At 63.4% G+C, this 15,558-nt stretch carries 15 protein-coding genes; 4 read left to right on the top strand and 11 right to left on the bottom strand.

The window, feature by feature from the left end:
• The first annotated feature begins 233 nt into the window (after positions 1-233).
• A complete protein-coding gene (rne, locus tag D0550_RS34375) occupies positions 234-2,897 on the top strand; it encodes a ribonuclease E (RefSeq protein ID WP_241521013.1) in 2,664 nt (887 codons plus the stop codon).
• 55 nt (positions 2,898-2,952) lie between these two features.
• Here rne and D0550_RS34370 read toward each other — a convergent pair whose 3' ends face one another.
• On the bottom strand, positions 2,953-3,435 hold the full coding sequence (locus D0550_RS34370) for a low molecular weight protein-tyrosine-phosphatase (protein WP_116813755.1): 483 nt from the start codon (positions 3,433-3,435) through the stop codon (positions 2,953-2,955).
• Positions 3,436-3,661: 226 nt separating this feature from the next.
• Here D0550_RS34370 and D0550_RS34365 point away from each other — a divergent pair, with 226 nt between their 5' ends.
• The gene (locus D0550_RS34365) at positions 3,662-3,847 is read left to right on the top strand and encodes a hypothetical protein (RefSeq protein WP_116813753.1); all 186 of its coding nucleotides are present in this window, start codon (positions 3,662-3,664) and stop codon (positions 3,845-3,847) included.
• A gap of 9 nt (positions 3,848-3,856) precedes the next feature.
• Here D0550_RS34365 and kdsB read toward each other — a convergent pair whose 3' ends face one another.
• The 7 genes from kdsB to D0550_RS34330 all read right to left on the bottom strand — a co-directional run bounded on the left by kdsB (position 3,857) and on the right by D0550_RS34330 (position 11,185).
• On the bottom strand, positions 3,857-4,633 hold the full coding sequence (gene kdsB / locus D0550_RS34360; protein ID WP_116813752.1) for a 3-deoxy-manno-octulosonate cytidylyltransferase: 777 nt from the start codon (positions 4,631-4,633) through the stop codon (positions 3,857-3,859).
• Position 4,634: 1 nt separating this feature from the next.
• A complete protein-coding gene (locus tag D0550_RS34355; protein WP_116813761.1) occupies positions 4,635-4,823 on the bottom strand; it encodes a Trm112 family protein in 189 nt (62 codons plus the stop codon).
• A gap of 14 nt (positions 4,824-4,837) precedes the next feature.
• Positions 4,838-5,875: a tetraacyldisaccharide 4'-kinase gene (lpxK, locus tag D0550_RS34350; RefSeq protein WP_206606728.1), complete on the bottom strand. Its 1,038-nt coding sequence runs from the start codon at positions 5,873-5,875 to the stop codon at positions 4,838-4,840.
• Positions 5,876-5,951: 76 nt separating this feature from the next.
• A complete protein-coding gene (gene msbA / locus D0550_RS34345; RefSeq protein WP_116813751.1) occupies positions 5,952-7,715 on the bottom strand; it encodes a lipid A export permease/ATP-binding protein MsbA in 1,764 nt (587 codons plus the stop codon).
• 31 nt (positions 7,716-7,746) lie between these two features.
• A complete protein-coding gene (locus tag D0550_RS34340) occupies positions 7,747-8,184 on the bottom strand; it encodes an ExbD/TolR family protein (protein ID WP_116813749.1) in 438 nt (145 codons plus the stop codon).
• Complete coding sequence (locus D0550_RS34335) at positions 8,181-8,798, bottom strand: MotA/TolQ/ExbB proton channel family protein (protein ID WP_116813748.1); 618 nt, start codon at positions 8,796-8,798, stop codon at positions 8,181-8,183. The genes D0550_RS34340 and D0550_RS34335 overlap by 4 nt, the downstream gene beginning before the upstream one ends.
• Positions 8,799-8,875: 77 nt before the next feature.
• Positions 8,876-11,185: a DNA internalization-related competence protein ComEC/Rec2 gene (locus D0550_RS34330; RefSeq protein WP_116813746.1), complete on the bottom strand. Its 2,310-nt coding sequence runs from the start codon at positions 11,183-11,185 to the stop codon at positions 8,876-8,878.
• A gap of 149 nt (positions 11,186-11,334) precedes the next feature.
• On the opposite strand from D0550_RS34330, the gene D0550_RS34325 reads away from it, so the two are divergent.
• A complete protein-coding gene (locus D0550_RS34325) occupies positions 11,335-11,814 on the top strand; it encodes a DUF2062 domain-containing protein (RefSeq protein WP_161966228.1) in 480 nt (159 codons plus the stop codon).
• A 15-nt stretch (positions 11,815-11,829) separates the two neighbouring features.
• Here the strand turns inward: D0550_RS34325 and lolD are convergent, their stop codons facing one another.
• The 3 genes from lolD to D0550_RS34310 are packed head-to-tail and all read right to left on the bottom strand — an operon-like array spanning position 11,830 to position 15,053.
• A complete protein-coding gene (gene lolD, locus D0550_RS34320) occupies positions 11,830-12,507 on the bottom strand; it encodes a lipoprotein-releasing ABC transporter ATP-binding protein LolD (RefSeq protein WP_116813743.1) in 678 nt (225 codons plus the stop codon).
• Between the two features lie 40 nt (positions 12,508-12,547).
• Positions 12,548-13,795 carry a lipoprotein-releasing ABC transporter permease subunit gene (locus D0550_RS34315; protein WP_116813742.1) on the bottom strand — a complete coding sequence of 416 codons (1,248 nt, stop codon included), beginning with the start codon at positions 13,793-13,795 and terminating at the stop codon, positions 12,548-12,550.
• Complete coding sequence (locus tag D0550_RS34310) at positions 13,788-15,053, bottom strand: lipoprotein-releasing ABC transporter permease subunit (protein ID WP_116813740.1); 1,266 nt, start codon at positions 15,051-15,053, stop codon at positions 13,788-13,790. The genes D0550_RS34315 and D0550_RS34310 overlap by 8 nt, the downstream gene beginning before the upstream one ends.
• 163 nt (positions 15,054-15,216) lie before the next feature.
• Here D0550_RS34310 and D0550_RS34305 point away from each other — a divergent pair, with 163 nt between their 5' ends.
• Entirely contained in the window at positions 15,217-15,516 is a 300-nt protein-coding gene (locus D0550_RS34305; protein ID WP_116813739.1) for a hypothetical protein, read from the top strand.
• Positions 15,517-15,558: the final 42 nt, after the last annotated feature.

Genomic DNA, 15,558 nt, shown 5'->3' with positions numbered 1-15,558 from the left:
GCAGCGTCAGATGTGTATAAGAGACAGCCTCGTATTCCGGGTCGACGCAGCGCCTACGAGCGGGACCGCCAAAGCGACAGGATAAAAANGCGCCGGATTGCCCCGGTCGACAATGACCAGGGGGCCGCGCTGGCAACATCGGATGAAGACATTCCCCGATCGCTCCTCCCTGCCTCCATGGCTCGCGCCCGCCGTGCGTGCTCGCCCGGCCCTTGATTCCTTAGAAGGGCCTCATGAAGAGAATGTTAGTCAACGCGACTCAGGAAGAGGAGTTGCGGGTAGCACTGGTTGATGGACAACGAATTTACGACCTGGATGTAGAAGTCCCGTCACGGGAGCAGAAAAAAGCCAACGTTTATAAAGGACGCATTACCCGCGTCGAGCCCAGCCTGGAAGCCTGCTTCGTCGACTACGGCGCGGAGCGCCATGGCTTTCTGCCGCTGAAAGAGGTCTCGCGCGAGTACTTCAAGGATGGTCAGTCCCCCGGGGGACGCACCAACATCCGCGAGCTGCTCAACGAAGGCCAGGAAATCATCGTCCAGGTCGAAAAGGAAGAACGCGGCAACAAAGGCGCCGCGCTGACTACTTTCATCAGCCTCGCCGGCCGCTTCCTGGTCCTGATGCCGAACAACGCGCGCGCCGGCGGCGTGTCGCGTCGAATCGAAGGCGAAGATCGCGAGCAACTGCGCGAAGCGCTCGACCAGGTGCAGATTCCTGACGGCATGGGCGCCATCGTGCGCACCGCCGGTGTCGGCCGCTCTGCCGAAGAGTTGCAGTGGGACCTCGATAACCTGAAGGAAGTCTGGAACGCCGTGGCCGGCGCCGCCGAAGGCAAAGCCGCGCCCTTCCTGATCTATCAGGAATCCAAAGCCATCATCCGCGCGCTGCGCGACTACCTGTCCGACGACATCGGCGAGATCCTGATCGACAACCAGGAGATCTACACCGAGGCGCAGCAGTACATGCAGCGCTTCATGCCGGCGGGTCTGCGCAAGCTGAAGTTCTACGAAGACAGCGTGCCGCTGTTCACGCGTTTCCAGATCGAGAATCAGATCGAGTCGGCGCACTCCCACAAGGTCAACTTGCCCTCGGGCGGCTCGATCGTCATCGACCCGACCGAAGCGCTGGTGTCCATCGACATCAACTCGGCTCGCGCCACCCGCGGCGGCGATATCGAAACCACCGCGCTCAACACCAACCTCGAAGCAGCAGACGAGATCGCACGTCAGCTGCGGCTGCGCGATCTCGGCGGCCTGATCGTCATCGACTTCATCGACATGGAGTCGCAGAAGAATCAGCGCGCGGTCGAAGATCGCCTGCGCGACGCCGTGAAGCAGGATCGCGCCCGCATTCAGATCGGTCGCATCTCCCGCTTCGGCTTGCTGGAACTGTCACGCCAGCGCCTGCGCCCCTCGATCGGCGAGTCGGCCAGCATCAACTGCCCTCGCTGTAACGGTATGGGCTCGATCCGCAGCGTCGACTCGCTGGCGCTGGCGCTGTTGCGCCTCATCGGCGAAGAGGCTCGCAAAGACCGCACGGTCAAAGTCATTGCGCAGCTGCCGGTGGAAGTTGCCACCTACCTCATGAATGAGAAGCGCGAGTGGCTCAACAACATCGAGCACAAGAGCGCCGTTCAAGTGGTGATGGTGCCGAACAAGTACCTGGAAACGCCGGCGTACGAAATCCGTCGTGTGCGCGATGACGAGGCCGGCCTGCCGGAGAACTCGGCTATCAGCCACCAGATTCCGGTCGCTCCGCAGCCATCCGCCGAAGAGATCGCCAAGCGCGAGGAGCGCGCCGCAGCGGCTCAACCGGCAGTCGTAACGTCGACCGTGCCGTCGATTCCGCCGCCGCCGACCATCGCGATGGAAACCACCATCGCGCCGCCGCCGAAACCCGAAGCCGTCGAGCAGGTCGGCATCTTCGTGAAGCTGTGGCGTTATTTCTTCGGCACGGGCACGCCGCCCGCGCCGGTCGTTGAACCCGCGCGTCGCGACAGCCAGCGCCCTCGCACCGACAGTCATCGCCGAGATCGCGATCGTCATGGCCGGGATCGGGATCGTGATCGCGATCGTCAGGGCCGCGGCTCGCGCGATCGAGATCGGGATCGCGGCGGCAAGCAGGAACAGCGTTCCGAGAAGCCGGCGCAGGAAGGCCGTCGTGACGGTCAACAGCAACGTCAGGATCGCAAGCACGGCGCCGAAGGCGGTCGTAGCGAAGCGGCTCGTCCACAACAACAGCAGCGTCAGCAACAACAACCTCAGCGCGCACCCGCTGCTCCGGCAGCCGCGGCGCCAGCTGAAGGTGCAGCTCCGGCCGCAGCAGGAGCCGCCCCGGGCGGTGACGCTCAGCGCTCGGGCGAGCGTGGAGAACGAGGTGAGCGCGGCGGACGCGGTCGTCGTGGTCGCCGTCGTCGCGGTCGCGGCCGTGGCGGTGACGATCGCGGCGGCGACGATCGCGGCGGTGACGATGGACATGTCGGTGGCGGTCAGGGCGGCGAAGGCCAAGCCCACGGCGATGGCGCTTCTGCAGGCGCATCTTCGAGCGGTGCGTCTGGAGACCATGCTCCGTCCGCGCCTCGCGAATCGAGCTCGGGTGGTGGCAGTGATTTCAGCGGCGGCGCGCCAAGCCGGCCCGAGTCTCAGCCTCGATCCGAAGCCCCCCGCTCCGAAGCGCCTCGCGAACAACCGGCACCTCGTGAGCACGCGCCTCGTGAGCATGCTCATCATGAGCATTCGGGCGAGTCGTCCCCTGCTCCGGCTCCGAAGCCTCGCGAGCCCGAAGCACATGCACCGGCCGCCGCTTCGAACAGCAGTGAGAAATACACTGTGTGGAGCTCGTCGCCGTCGAGTGGCAGCAGCTCGTGGGGCGGCACGGGTACGCGTCGCGACGAGTAAGCGAGCGTCCCTGGATTGAAAGCAAAGGCCGGCGGGAAACCGCCGGCCTTTTTGTTTATCTGCGCAGGCTACGCAGCTCGGCCACCAGGCCCTGCGCTGCCTCTTGCAACAGATCCAGCACTTCCTCGAAGCCCTGCGCACCGCCGTAATACGGATCGGGCACATAGCGCGAGGCCGCATGCGGCGCGAACTCCATCATCAAACGAATGCGCTCGTGACGCGTCGTCGGTGCGCGACGCCGCAACTCCTGCAGATTCTCCTCGTCCATCGCCAGAATCAGATCGTAGCGATCGAAGTCTTCGGCAGCGACCATGCGCGCACGCAACTCCGACAGATCGATGCCTCGACGCCTGGCCGCTGCGATCGAACGCCGATCCGGCGGCGAGCCCACGTGATAATCGTGCGTGCCCGCCGAATCGATTTCGACCTGCAAGTCCGGGGCATCGGTCGACAGCACATGGCGAAACACGCCCTCCGCCGACGGCGAGCGGCAAATGTTTCCCATGCACACGAACAAGACTCGATAGTTGCTGCTCATGGGATCATCAATCGCACATTCCATGCCGGCCAGCAACCGCTGCGTGCTTTGCTGAAGCAGGCACTCGCATCTTCCCCTAATCGTAAGTGCGAATGGGCGCCCCCGCGGGGCGCACGTACAACGCATCGGCCGCCCACGGTCACAACAATTTAGATGATGCCGCTGCTATCCCGCTGCCCGAATCGCGCCATTCCCTGCTCTCTTGCATTCGCCACGGCTGCGGCTCATGTCCAAGTTGTCGCATAGCTTCGCGGAAGGCGATCGGGTCAGGGCGCCGCGCCGTCCCGAATTTCCTGACGGTACGGTCCTGAGATTGATGGACTTGGGTTATTTACTGATCCGCTGGGACAGCGATGTGCTGGAGACCGCGCATCACTCCGAGCTCACCAAGCTGGGCGACGATCGCCGCTAGCGATGTTTATCAGTTGGGGCTGGCGCCGAGCACCGCGCGCACTCGGGCGAGATCGCTTTCTGTATCCACGCCAGCCGGCGGCGGCACTGCAGCCACAGCGACGACGAGTTTCATCCCAGCTTGCAACGCGCGCAGTTGCTCCAGCTTCTCCGTGACTTCCAGCTCCGCTGGCGGCAACGCGGTCACCCGCTGCAGAGCTTCGACTCGGTAGGCATAGATGCCCAAGTGACGCTGCGCGCCGGCGAAGCTCACTTGGCTCGCCAATCCTTGCGCTGCTCCGTCACGCGTCCAGGGAATCGGTGCGCGACTGAAATACAGGGCCGTGCCGTCATTCGCCGTCACGACTTTCACCACATTGGGATCGAGGAATTCGTGCAAGCTGGTAACGGGCGTCGACAATGTCGCAATGTCGGCATCGGCGTGCTGGTCGAGTAGTCCGGCCACCTGTACCACCAATGCCGGCGGCAGCAATGGCTCATCGCCTTGGACATTCACGACGATGGTTCGCTGGTCCCAGCCGCGCCGACTCGCAACTTCGGCAATTCGATCCGTGCCGGAAGGATGATGCTCGCTGGTCATCACTGCGATCGACTGTTGCGAGCGCGGATCGATGGCAACGCCAGCAATTCGCGCGTCATCCGTCGCGACCAGCACCTCATCGGCACCGCTGCGCGCCGCCGCGGAGATCACCCACTGGATCATCGGACGGCCGCCGATATCCAACAGCGGCTTGGCCGGCAAGCGTGCCGACGCGTAACGCGCCGGGATGACGACTTTGAATGTCACATCAATCCTTCAGCAACGGATCCATGGGCTCGAGCGTGCGAGCCTCGTCTTCGAGCATGACGGGAATGCCGTCGCGAATGGGATAAGCGAGCCGATCGGCGCGGCAGATCAGCAATTGCTGTGCCTTCGCGTACTGCAAGGGGCCCTTGCACAGCGGACAGGCGAGGATGTCGAGCAATTTGGAGTCCATGGACGCTCCAATCATCAGTTGGCAGCCAGTACGCGATCGAGCAAACGATCGATGGCCTGCGCATCCGCCTCGCCGATCGCGACATCCAGGCGCACTGCCCAGCAATTCGCGAGGCGCGAAGCAGCAGCGCCGGGCGGGCATTTTACTGCATCCTTCTCGGTCATTAGCACTGGGGCGCCATCGGGGAAAGAAATGTCCGTCTCGGTCAGCCTGGCGTGATCCGGCAAAGGATGCGCATTCACCGTCAGGCCCAGCCCGGTCAGCGCGTCGAAGAACGCTTGTGGATTGCCGATGCCGGCGACTGCGTGCACTGGTGAGCCCACGAAACTCTGCAAAGCGCGGCGCTCGCCGGTCCCCAGCGACATGGCGTCGCCGAGCACGGGCGTGGTCACAATTGCATTGGGCAGCGGGTTGGCCGCTGGCGTCGGCTGAACGCGTCGGGTAAGGACCTTCAAATCCACGCTCTGCAAACGACTCGGCGGCTCCCGCAGCGGCCCCGAGGGCAACAGGCGGCGATTGCCCAATCCGCGTCGTTCATCGATGACTGCGATCTCGAGGTCGCGCGCCAGGCGGTAGTGCTGCAAACCGTCATCGCACACGATCACTCGAGCACCGCGCTCGATGGCCCGATTCGCGGCGGCGACTCGATCGGGCCCGGCGACCACCAACGCGCCCGTTCGGCGAGCGAGCAACACAGCTTCATCGCCAACTTCTTCAGCGGACGTTTCGTTAGTTACATCGCGCGGCCACTGCGGCGAAGTGCCGCCATATCCCCGCAGGACGATGCCCACCTGCACGCCTCGCGCGCGCAGCCGCTCGGCGAGCCAGATCGTCATGGGAGTTTTGCCGGTGCCGCCAACGGTAATGTTGCCGACGACGATCACCGGACGTGAGACGCGAAACGATCGCGACCAGCCGCGTCGATAAGCTGCACGGCGAACAGCAGCGACGGCAGCAAACAACCAGGACAGCGGCAGGAGCAGCAGCGAGAACCACTGCGATCGACGTTCGTACCAGACTCGTTGCAGGAAGGCGTCCATCTGCAGCGCCATCAACTGTCGCCACCGAAGGTGGCGGGTTTACGCAGTGATTGCTGCAAGCGGCATTGAACCTGGCGTCCAGCCACGCTCATGCGTTGAACTGCAGCGCATGCAGCGTCGCGTACTGTCCTTGTTTCGCGATCAGCTCGGCGTGCGTGCCGCTTTCGATGACTCGCCCGGCTTCCATGACCAGAATGCGGTCGGCTTTCTCCACCGTCGACAGGCGATGCGCGATGACCAGCGTCGTGCGGTTATGCATGAGCTCTTCGAGTGCCGCCTGAATGGAGCGCTCGGACTCGGTGTCCAGCGCCGAGGTGGCCTCATCCAGAATCAGGATGGGCGCATTCTTCAGCAGGGCGCGCGCAATCGAGATTCGCTGCCGCTGCCCGCCCGACAGCAACACGCCGCGGTCGCCAACCATCGTATCCAGCCCCGCCGGCAGCTCGCGCACGAAATCCATGACCAGCGCCGCTTGTGCAGCCCGCTCGATCTGCTCGTCGGAAGCTTTGCGCCCGAAGGCAATGTTGGCGCGGATCGTATCGTTGAACACCACGACATCCTGGCTGACGACCGCAATCTGCTCGCGCAGATTGTTCAGCTGATACTCGTGCAACTCATGACCGTCGACGCGAATCGTGCCCGCGTCCGGCTCATAGAAGCGCGGCAACAGGTTCACCAGTGTGGACTTGCCGCTGCCCGACCGGCCGACGATAGCGACCACCTCGCCGGCTGCGACGCTCAGATTCACATTGTGCAAGGCCGCGCCGCTACCTACCGGATACGTGAAAGAAATATTCTGGTATTCGATATCGCCGCGTACGCGCTCGGTCACCAGATTGCCACCCTCTGGCTCCGGCGCCTCATCCAGCAACTGAAAAATACTCTGACCGGCAGCGATGCCCTGCTGCAGCGGCCCCGACACGCCCACCAGCGCACGTAGCGGCTGAGCGATGCCGACCAACGCCACGAAGAACGCCAGCAGGTCGCCCATGCTGGTACGGCCGTTGATTGCGTCCGAGATCGCGATGGACAGCACGATGGCCGAGCCGGTCGCCGTGACCATCTGTACCACCGGATTCGACAAGCCTTTGGTGAGCACCAGGCGCATGTGCGAGCGGCGGTTGTGCTCGTTCACGCCTTCGAACTGCCCAGCCTGATAGCTCTCGGCGTTGTAGACCTTGACGACCCGCGGTGCTTCCAATGTTTCTTTGGCGATGCGCGTGATGTCGCCCATCGAATCCTGAATGCGGTGACTGTAGCGGCGGAACTTCTTGTTGATGATGCCGATCAGCCACGCCACCAGCGGGCCCATGATCAGTGCGACCGCCGCCAGCCGGGCATTGAAATAGAACAATGCGACGATCGAGCCGATGATGGTCAGCGCCTCGCGCAGCGTGATCAATACCGAGTCGGTGGCGGCCTGACCGATCTGCTCGGTGTTGTACGTGAGCTTGGTCAGCAGCACGCTGCTGGAGTTGCGGTCGAAGTACCCGACCGGCAGCTGCACGATGCGCTCGAAGATCTGGCCGCGCAGCCGCTTGACGATCTGCCGGCCGACGTAGCCCATGCAGTAGGTCTGGGTGAAATCGCCGAGGCCGCGCAACAGGAACAAGCCAACCAATGCCACTGGCAACCAGACGATGGTGCGCGGATCCCGGTTCTCGAACGTGCCGTCGCCGAACACTTTGGCGAACGCGGTAAAGCTCACCATGCTGATCGAGAACACGATCGCACCGAGCATGCCGAGCGCGAACATGCCCCGATGAGGCCGCAGGTAACCGATCAGGCGCTTGTAGGTCTGCCAGGCGTCGCCCGGCACGGAGGCCGTCGAGCCGCGATCGGAACGTGACATGGTGCCGGGGACGTGCTTGGGGGGGACGTCGCTATTGGGTTGAGCCCGAGTTGTTCTGATCGTTGACTGTGGCAATGCTGATAGCCTTGAATCCGAGGCGGCCGAGCACGTCCATGGCCGTCACCACCGACTGATGCGTACTGCGCGCATCGGCTCGAATGGTAACCGGCAGGTCGCGCCGCTCGCCAGCAAGCTTGGAGACCGCGGCCGACAATGTCGCGGGGCTGGTGTTGATCAACACCTGGCCGTTGACACGATACTCGCCGGTGGCGGTCACGGCCACCTCGATGGGATCCTTTTTCTGATTGGCCGCCGGCTCGTTGCTGGCCTGGGGCAGTTGCAGCTTGATGCGCGACTCGTCGACGAACGTGGTCGAGACCATGAAAAAGATGAGCAGCAGCAGCACCACGTCGATCAGCGACGTGAGGTTCATCTCCGGCTCTTCATGGTCCCTGGGCCGCAGGTTCATGCCGCTTCCCGCGCCTGGGCTTCCAGGGACTCGACCAGCTTGATGGCTTCCTTTTCCATCTGCACCACCAGCGTCTGCACGCGGCCGCGCAGGTATTTATAGGCCAGCAGCGCCGGAATGGCGACCGTAAGGCCCGCTGCGGTGGTGATCAGTGCCTCGGCGATGCCGCCGGCCAGGCTGGCCGGATTGCCGATGCCCGCGGTGGTGATGGCGTTGAAGGTGCGGATCATGCCGAACACGGTGCCCAGCAGGCCCATCAGCGGCGACAGCGAGGCGATGGTGCCGACCGTACCGATGAAGCGGTCCAGCTCGTGCACTACGTGCCGGCCCGTATCCTCGATGGCCTCGCGGATCACCACACGATCGCGATTGCGATTGGCCAGGCCCGCAGCCAGGATCTTGCCCAGCGGCGAGTTCTGCTGAAGCGCGGCGATGTGCTTGTCCTGAATCTGGCCCTGCTCCACCCAGCGCCACACCTTTTCGGTGAGCTCCGCGGGCAGCACCCGCTTGGTCTGCAAGGTCCAGAGGCGTTCCAGAAAAATGGCTGCGGTCACGATGGAGGCGAGGATGATGGGCCCCATCATGATGCCGCCGGCTTTCACGATTTCGAACATGACAGTGTTTGCTGTGACCGTGTATGGGGAGCCGGGTTATTCGCCGCATACTAACAGCTTTCATCGTAGCAGCATCATTACCGGCTCCAGTACCGTCGCTGTGTGTGACGTTGCTCGCGAACTTGCAAACCCGTAGCACCGAACGTGACGGTGATTGCGCCACTTGCGCCGGTGTCGTAACAGCGAGCGCCCGCCTCCTGCCAGCGCGCCACCACCGCCGGACGCGGGAAATTCCAGCGATTGCGATAGCCGGTGGAAAAAATTGTCACATCCGGTCGCACGGCGGCGACGAATAGCGAACTCGAGGAAGTGTCACTGCCGTGATGAGGTGCGACCACGACGGTAGCACGCGGCAATTCCTGTTCCAGCAGCCGACGCTCGGCGTCGGCCTCGATATCCCCGGTCAGCAACGCGGCGCCATGGTCGCCCTGGACCAGCAACACACATGAACCATTGTTGCGGCTTTCAGGGAGTGACTGCGCTTCGGAATGCGCTTTCGGATGAAGGACGGTGAACCACACGCCGTCCCATTGCCACTGCTGTCCGCGCTCGCACCCGACGCTGGTCGATGCTGCCGTGGCGACCGACGGGCCGATCGACAGGGCTCGAACAGGCAGTCCCGCCAGCAGCTCGGACAAGCCGCCGCTATGGTCCTGGTCGCCATGACTCACCATCAACGTATCGATGCTGCGCACATCGCTATGGCGCAGAAACGGCAGCACGGCCAGTTCCGCAGCGCTGCGACCCGAGGGATACACCGGCCCTGTGTCATACGCCAACGTGCGCGAGTGCGTTCGCACCACCGCCGCCAGCCCCTGCCCCACATCGAGCACCGTCAGTTCGAATGTGCCGGGCGGCGGCGTCGGTGCGCGATAGAACATCATCGGCAAGCACAGCAATGCGCCGCTCAGACGCACCGGCCAGATCGCCGGCAACATCAGTAACGACACGCCAGCCACCAGCGCGACGAAGACTGGCAGCGATGGCTGCGGCGCATGCCACACCGCCAACGGCTGCTGCGCGAGCCACTCCAGCACGGGCCAGCCCGCATCGAGCAACCATGCAGGAAGCTCGAGTAACGGCGCGCCGAGTGCAGGATGAATCATTGCGACCACCGTGCCGACCAACAGGCTCGGCACGATCAATAGCGTGAACAAAGGAATCGCCAGCGCGTTCGCGACCGGTGACACGACGGAAAGATTGCCGAACGCCATCAGCAACACAGGGACCAGTCCAACCGTCACGGCCCATTGCACGCGGCTGAAGCTCGCAATCATCGATTCGCGCGCGAGGCGGCCCGAGGTCGCCATGAGAATCACCAGCACCGCGATGAACGATAGCCACGCCCCCACCGCCAGCGTCGCAAACGGATCGACCAGCAGAATGGCGATCAGCGCCAGACTCAGCGATCGACCGATGGCCAGCGGACGTCGCCACCAGCGCAGACCGAAATAAATACACAGCATCACCAGAGTACGCTGCGTGGGAATAGACAGCCCCGCGAGCGCCGAATAGATCAGCGCGGCTGTCAGACCAGCGAGCACCCGACCGTGCATCGCCGTCAATCCCAGCGACTGCGCACGAGGCCAACGAACGATGCAACCACCCGCCCAAGCCGCGAGCATGGCCACCATGCCGATGTGCAGACCGGAGATCGCCATCAAATGAGTCGTGCCCGTCGCAGCGAACACTCGCCACTGCTGCGCTTGCATGGCACTGGTATCGCCGATCGCCAGGCCCTGCAGCACGCCGAGCATCCGATGCTCGCCTACCGCGCCGGCGAGCCGCGAACCTATCCAGGCCCGCGTTTGCTCGATGGGATATCGATGGGTCGCCGCACGCAAGCGCCGATTGCCGGGATCGTCGCGCACATAGCCAACGGCGCCGATGCCTTCGCGAAACAAATAACCTTCGTAGTCGAATCCGCCTGGATTGGCGAACCCGTTGCGACGTTTCAAACGAACGGTGAGTTGCCACTGCTCGCCCGGCCACGGCGCCGCTGGCGCGCGATACCAGGTCAGCCGCAAGCGCCGTGGAACGTCCGCTGGCGCATCGATCACATCGATGACGAATTGCGGGTCGCCTTGCGGATCGGGCAACGACGCGATGAAGCCACGTACTGTCAGGTCGCGCCCTTCGAGCAGCGGTGGCAGGTCGTTCGCCAGTCGCCAGGCTGCATGACCCCAGGCCCACACGCCCCCGAGCAACACCGCAGTGAATATCGTAGCAATACTGAAATTGCCTGCGTTACGCGCGGCGCGGTGTCTCCCTACGAGCAACATCGACACTGCAAGCACGACCGCGACCAGCCATATAAGGGCCGGCAGCCGAGGCAAACTGTGAATCAGGCAGTGGCCTGCCAGGAATCCGAGGGCAATCGCACCCATCGCGCCTCCTTGCGCGCAAATAAATCCGTCGCGGGCAGCGAGCGCGGCTGAGATAATCCGCGTTCGAGTCCCTGCCTCTACATTGAATGCCCCGACGCGTCTTCAAACCGCTCAGCCGCCAGCGCCATCGCTGGAAAGATCGCTGGTTCATGCGGCCGTTTCGCCTGCTGCTGGAGCATCCGGTGTACTGGAGCCTGAACCGGCGCAACGTGGCGCGTGCGTTCGCGCTCGGCCTGGCGATCGCCTTCGTGCCCATCCCCGTGCACTTTTTGCTCGCTACCGTGCTGGCGTTGAGCTTGCGCTTGAACGTGCCCGCCGCCATCTTCGGCACCTTTCTGGCCAATCCCTTGACCATGGTGCCCATGTACGTGGGCGCTTACTGGGTGGGCTGCCAACTGCTTCACGTCACCATTCACCCCATCGCGTTCGCCATGAGCTGGGAATGGCTGACCACGCAGCTGCTGCCGATCTGGAAGCCGTTCCTGCTGGGATGTCTGGTGCTCGGCGTGCTTGCGGCCCTGATCGGCTACGCGCTGCTCGGCGGCATCTGGCACCTCAGCCTGGTGCTCAAATATCACGAGCGCAAAGGCGCAAGCAGCTTGAAAGCGTCGGCGAAAGCCGAGAAATAACGCCTCGAACTACGATTATTCGTGCAGGCGCCCGTCGGTCAATGTCAGCGAGCGCTGCAGTTGCGCAGCCAGCTCCGGCGCGTGAGTCACGATGATCAGCGCCGTACCGAGCTCACGATTCAATTCCAACATCAGCTCGAAGACCTGGCGCGCATTCGCGCCATCGAGATTGCCCGTGGGCTCATCGGCCAATACGACCGGCGGACGCGTAACCAGCGCACGAGCTACGGCGGCGCGCTGACGCTCACCGCCGGATAACTGCCCCGGCCGATGCTCCAGACGCGCGCCCAAGCCCACACGCTCCAACAATTGGCGTGCTTGCGTGCGCGCCTCTTCGACCGACACGCGACGAATCAGCAACGGCATCGCGACGTTTTCCAATGCCGTGAACTCGGGCAGCAGGTGATGGAACTGATACACGAAGCCCAGCGCCCGATTGCGCAGATCGCCGCGCTCCTTGTCGGAAAGCTGGCTGATTTCCTGACCCGCGATCCGGACTGTGCCCGAGGTGGGCAGGTCCAAGCCGCCCAACAGCTGCAGCAACGTGGTCTTGCCCGAGCCGGACGCGCCCACGATGGCGACGCGCTCGCCGGGATGAATGGTGAGGTCGATGCCTTTGAGCACTTCCACGCGGGTGTCGCCCTGCTGGAAATGTTTGGTCAGATTGTCACAAGCCAGAACCGGATCGGACATGAAGCTCTCTTGGTTTGATTTCTAGCGAGGATCCGTCAGCTCAATCGTGCCGCAATGACTGCGCAGGCTGCGTGCGCGCCGCGCGCCAGGCCGGATACAACGTCGACAGCGAACATAGCAGGAAGGTGGTCACACTGATCTTGATCACATCGGGCCACTGCACCGTCGCCGGCAGATCGCTGATGTAATAGACCTTGGCATCCAGAAAGTGCACGCCGAGCACCGCTTCGAGGCCGTGGATCAACGTTTCCAGATTGACCGAGATCAGCACGCCGAGCGCGACGCCCGCGATCGTGCCGATGAACCCGATCGCCGTCCCTTGCGTCATGAAAATGCTCAGAATGCCGCGCGGCGCAGCGCCGATGGTGCGAAGAATCGCAATGTCGGTGCGCTTGTCTTTCACGACCATGACCAGCGTCGACACGATGTTGAATGCCGCGACCGCGACCACCAGCAGCAGGATCAGGAACATCGCCGATTTCGTGAGCTGGATGGAACGGAAGAAGTTGGCGTGCTTGCGCGTCCAGTCATCGATGTAATAGCCGCCGCCCAGCGACAGCGCCAGCTCGCGCACCAGGTGCGGCGCCTGGAACATATCATTGAGCTTCAGGCGCAGGCCGGTCACGTCATTCCCCATACGATACAGACGCGCCGCGTCCTGCAAATTCACATAGGCCAGATTGCGATCGAACTCGTACATGGCGGCATTGAAAATGCCGACCACCTTGAAGGCACGATAGACCGGCATGACGCCCACCGGCGTGGTCTTGCGCAGCGGCGTGACGACCACGACCCGATCGCCCAACGACACATTCAAGTTCTTCGCCAGCTCCACGCCGAGCACGATGCCGTAGCCGCCGGGCTTGAGCTCATCGAACGAGCCCTCCGCCATCTTCTCGGTGATCGAGGTGACCTTGCGCTCGTAATCGGGCAGCACGCCCGTGACCATTGCGCCGCTGCTCTTCGAACCAGCCATCAGTAACGCTTGCGCCTCGATGTAAGGGGCGGAGGCCACCACTTCGGGATGCTCGTCGATCTTCCCGGCAGTGCCCTGCCAATCCGACAGGCCCGAGCCGAACGCGCTGATGGTGGCGTGCGAGGTCAGACTCAGAATACGACCGCGCACCTCCTGCTCGAAGCCGTTCATCACCGACAGCACGACGATGAGCACCGCCACGCCGATGGCAATGCCGAGCATGGAGATGGTCGAGATGAAAGAAACGAATCGATTGCCCCGATTCGAGCGCAGGTAGCGGCGACCGATGAGGAATTCGTAACGCTTACTCATAGCGCAACGCTTCCGCCGGTTCGGTGGCCGCGCCCCGCAGCGACGGATAAATCGTCGCCACCACTGTGAGCACCAACGCCGTCAGGGTAATGCCGATGACCTGCGGCCACTGCACCTCCGAGGGCATGTCCGAAATCACGAACACCGTCGGATCGAACACCTTGGCGCCAAACAGCCCTTCGAGGAACGGCACGATGGTCGACACATTCAAGGCCAGCAACAGCCCCACGATCAAGCCGAGCAGCGCGCCAAACCAGCCGATCAACACCCCTTGCGTCATGAACACGCCAACCACAGCGCGCGGCGTCATGCCGACGGTGCGCAGGATGGCAATGTCGGTGCGCTTCTCGTTCACGACCATGACCAGCGCCGCGACGATGTTGAAAGCAGCCACGGCCACGATCAGCATCATGATCAACGTCATCATGGTCTTCTCGATGCGCACTGCCCGGAAGTAGCTGGCGTTCTCGATCGACCAGTCGCTCACCTTGAACTGGCCGCCCAGTGCCTGGTTGATCTGCGGGGTACGCACGGGTGCGGCGAAGATGTCGTTGAACTTCAGGCGCAGGCCGTTGGGCATGCCATGCGTACCCGCAAGCCCCGACGCATCCTGTAAATGAATCAGCGCGAGCACGTTGTCTTGCTCCTGAGCGCCGACTTCGAACACGCCGCTGACGATGAAGTTCTGAATGCGAGGCTTCAGATCGATGCCGCCGACCACCCCCTCGCCTTGCGCCGCCAGCGCCGGCACGAGCACGGTGATCTCATCGCCCACCCGCGCATCGAGCGCATAAGCGAGACCGGCCCCCAGGATGATGTGCTGCTCGCCCGCAATCAGGTCGCCGAAGTTGCCGACTTGCATGTGGGCGCCGATATCGGACACCTCCGGCTCCAGCTTGGGATCGACGCCGCGGATCAGCGCCGCCCGCATGTCCGCACCGCGCCCCAGCATGCCCTGCAGATCGATATAAGGAGCGACGCCGACGACCCCGTCTTGCTTGCGGATCCGATCCGCAAGCGCCGGCCAGTCCGCGAGCTGTTCAGGTTCGCCGGACAGGGTGGCATGGGAGGCCAGCAGCAGCAGACGCCCCCGCATCTCGCCTTCCAGCCCGTTCATGACCGAAATCACGGTAATCAGCGCCGCCACCCCGACGCAGATGCCCAGCATCGAAACCCAACTGATGAACGAGACGAAGAAGCCTTGGCTACGGCTGCGTACGTAACGCAGCCCGATGTAAAGCGGCAGGGGGTGGAACATGTCACTCCTTTCGGGCGGGCAAGGCTACCTTGGCCCGGCCCTGATGGAAACTGGCCCGGAAATGTGAACTGCGACAACAAATCGCGGTGCCGAGCTTGGCCCTTATGTAAGCCCTGCTATACAGTCCTGCCGGCCCTGGAGGGCCGGTATTCGAGGAGGGTGTATGAGCTTTCAGATTCGCCCCAAGCTGCGTTCCAAGCTGCCGCTGCTGGCGGCCCTGGCCGTATCCGCGGCCGCTACGGCCGTGCACGCCGATGAGCTGACCACTCCGGCCGCGCCGAGCGCCAGCCAGCAGGCCATGCCGGCCCGCGGTATGTCCATGGACAAGGTCGAAGCCCAGTTCGGCTCGCCCAGCGAGCGCCTGCCCGCCGTCGGCGAACCACCGATCACGCGCTGGAAATATCCCGGTTTCGAGGTCTATTTCGAGCATCAGCTGGTCATCCACACTGTCGTCATCGGCTGACGAAACCCACCCCGCCGCCGTCAGGTTCTCTCTGGTAGAGTC

It is taken from the genome of Steroidobacter cummioxidans, assembly GCF_003104955.1.
The sequence above is the reverse complement of the archived record's forward strand: the minus strand, read 5'-3'. Positions and strand labels throughout refer to the sequence as shown.

Bases quoted from the DNA above. Each gene is read 5' to 3' on its own strand.
- rne (WP_241521013.1), top strand. From the start codon at position 234: ATGAAGAGAATGTTAGTCAACGCGACTCAGGAAGAGGAGTTGCGGGTA.
- D0550_RS34370 (WP_116813755.1), bottom strand. From the start codon at position 3,435: ATGAGCAGCAACTATCGAGTCTTGTTCGTGTGCATGGGAAACATTTGC.
- D0550_RS34365 (WP_116813753.1), top strand. From the start codon at position 3,662: ATGTCCAAGTTGTCGCATAGCTTCGCGGAAGGCGATCGGGTCAGGGCG.
- D0550_RS34355 (WP_116813761.1), bottom strand. From the start codon at position 4,823: ATGGACTCCAAATTGCTCGACATCCTCGCCTGTCCGCTGTGCAAGGGC.
- lpxK (WP_206606728.1), bottom strand. From the start codon at position 5,875: ATGGCGCTGCAGATGGACGCCTTCCTGCAACGAGTCTGGTACGAACGT.
- msbA (WP_116813751.1), bottom strand. From the start codon at position 7,715: ATGTCACGTTCCGATCGCGGCTCGACGGCCTCCGTGCCGGGCGACGCC.
- D0550_RS34340 (WP_116813749.1), bottom strand. From the start codon at position 8,184: ATGAACCTGCGGCCCAGGGACCATGAAGAGCCGGAGATGAACCTCACG.
- D0550_RS34335 (WP_116813748.1), bottom strand. From the start codon at position 8,798: ATGTTCGAAATCGTGAAAGCCGGCGGCATCATGATGGGGCCCATCATC.
- D0550_RS34330 (WP_116813746.1), bottom strand. From the start codon at position 11,185: ATGGGTGCGATTGCCCTCGGATTCCTGGCAGGCCACTGCCTGATTCAC.
- D0550_RS34325 (WP_161966228.1), top strand. From the start codon at position 11,335: ATGCGGCCGTTTCGCCTGCTGCTGGAGCATCCGGTGTACTGGAGCCTG.
- lolD (WP_116813743.1), bottom strand. From the start codon at position 12,507: ATGTCCGATCCGGTTCTGGCTTGTGACAATCTGACCAAACATTTCCAG.
- D0550_RS34315 (WP_116813742.1), bottom strand. From the start codon at position 13,795: ATGAGTAAGCGTTACGAATTCCTCATCGGTCGCCGCTACCTGCGCTCG.
- D0550_RS34310 (WP_116813740.1), bottom strand. From the start codon at position 15,053: ATGTTCCACCCCCTGCCGCTTTACATCGGGCTGCGTTACGTACGCAGC.
- D0550_RS34305 (WP_116813739.1), top strand. From the start codon at position 15,217: ATGAGCTTTCAGATTCGCCCCAAGCTGCGTTCCAAGCTGCCGCTGCTG.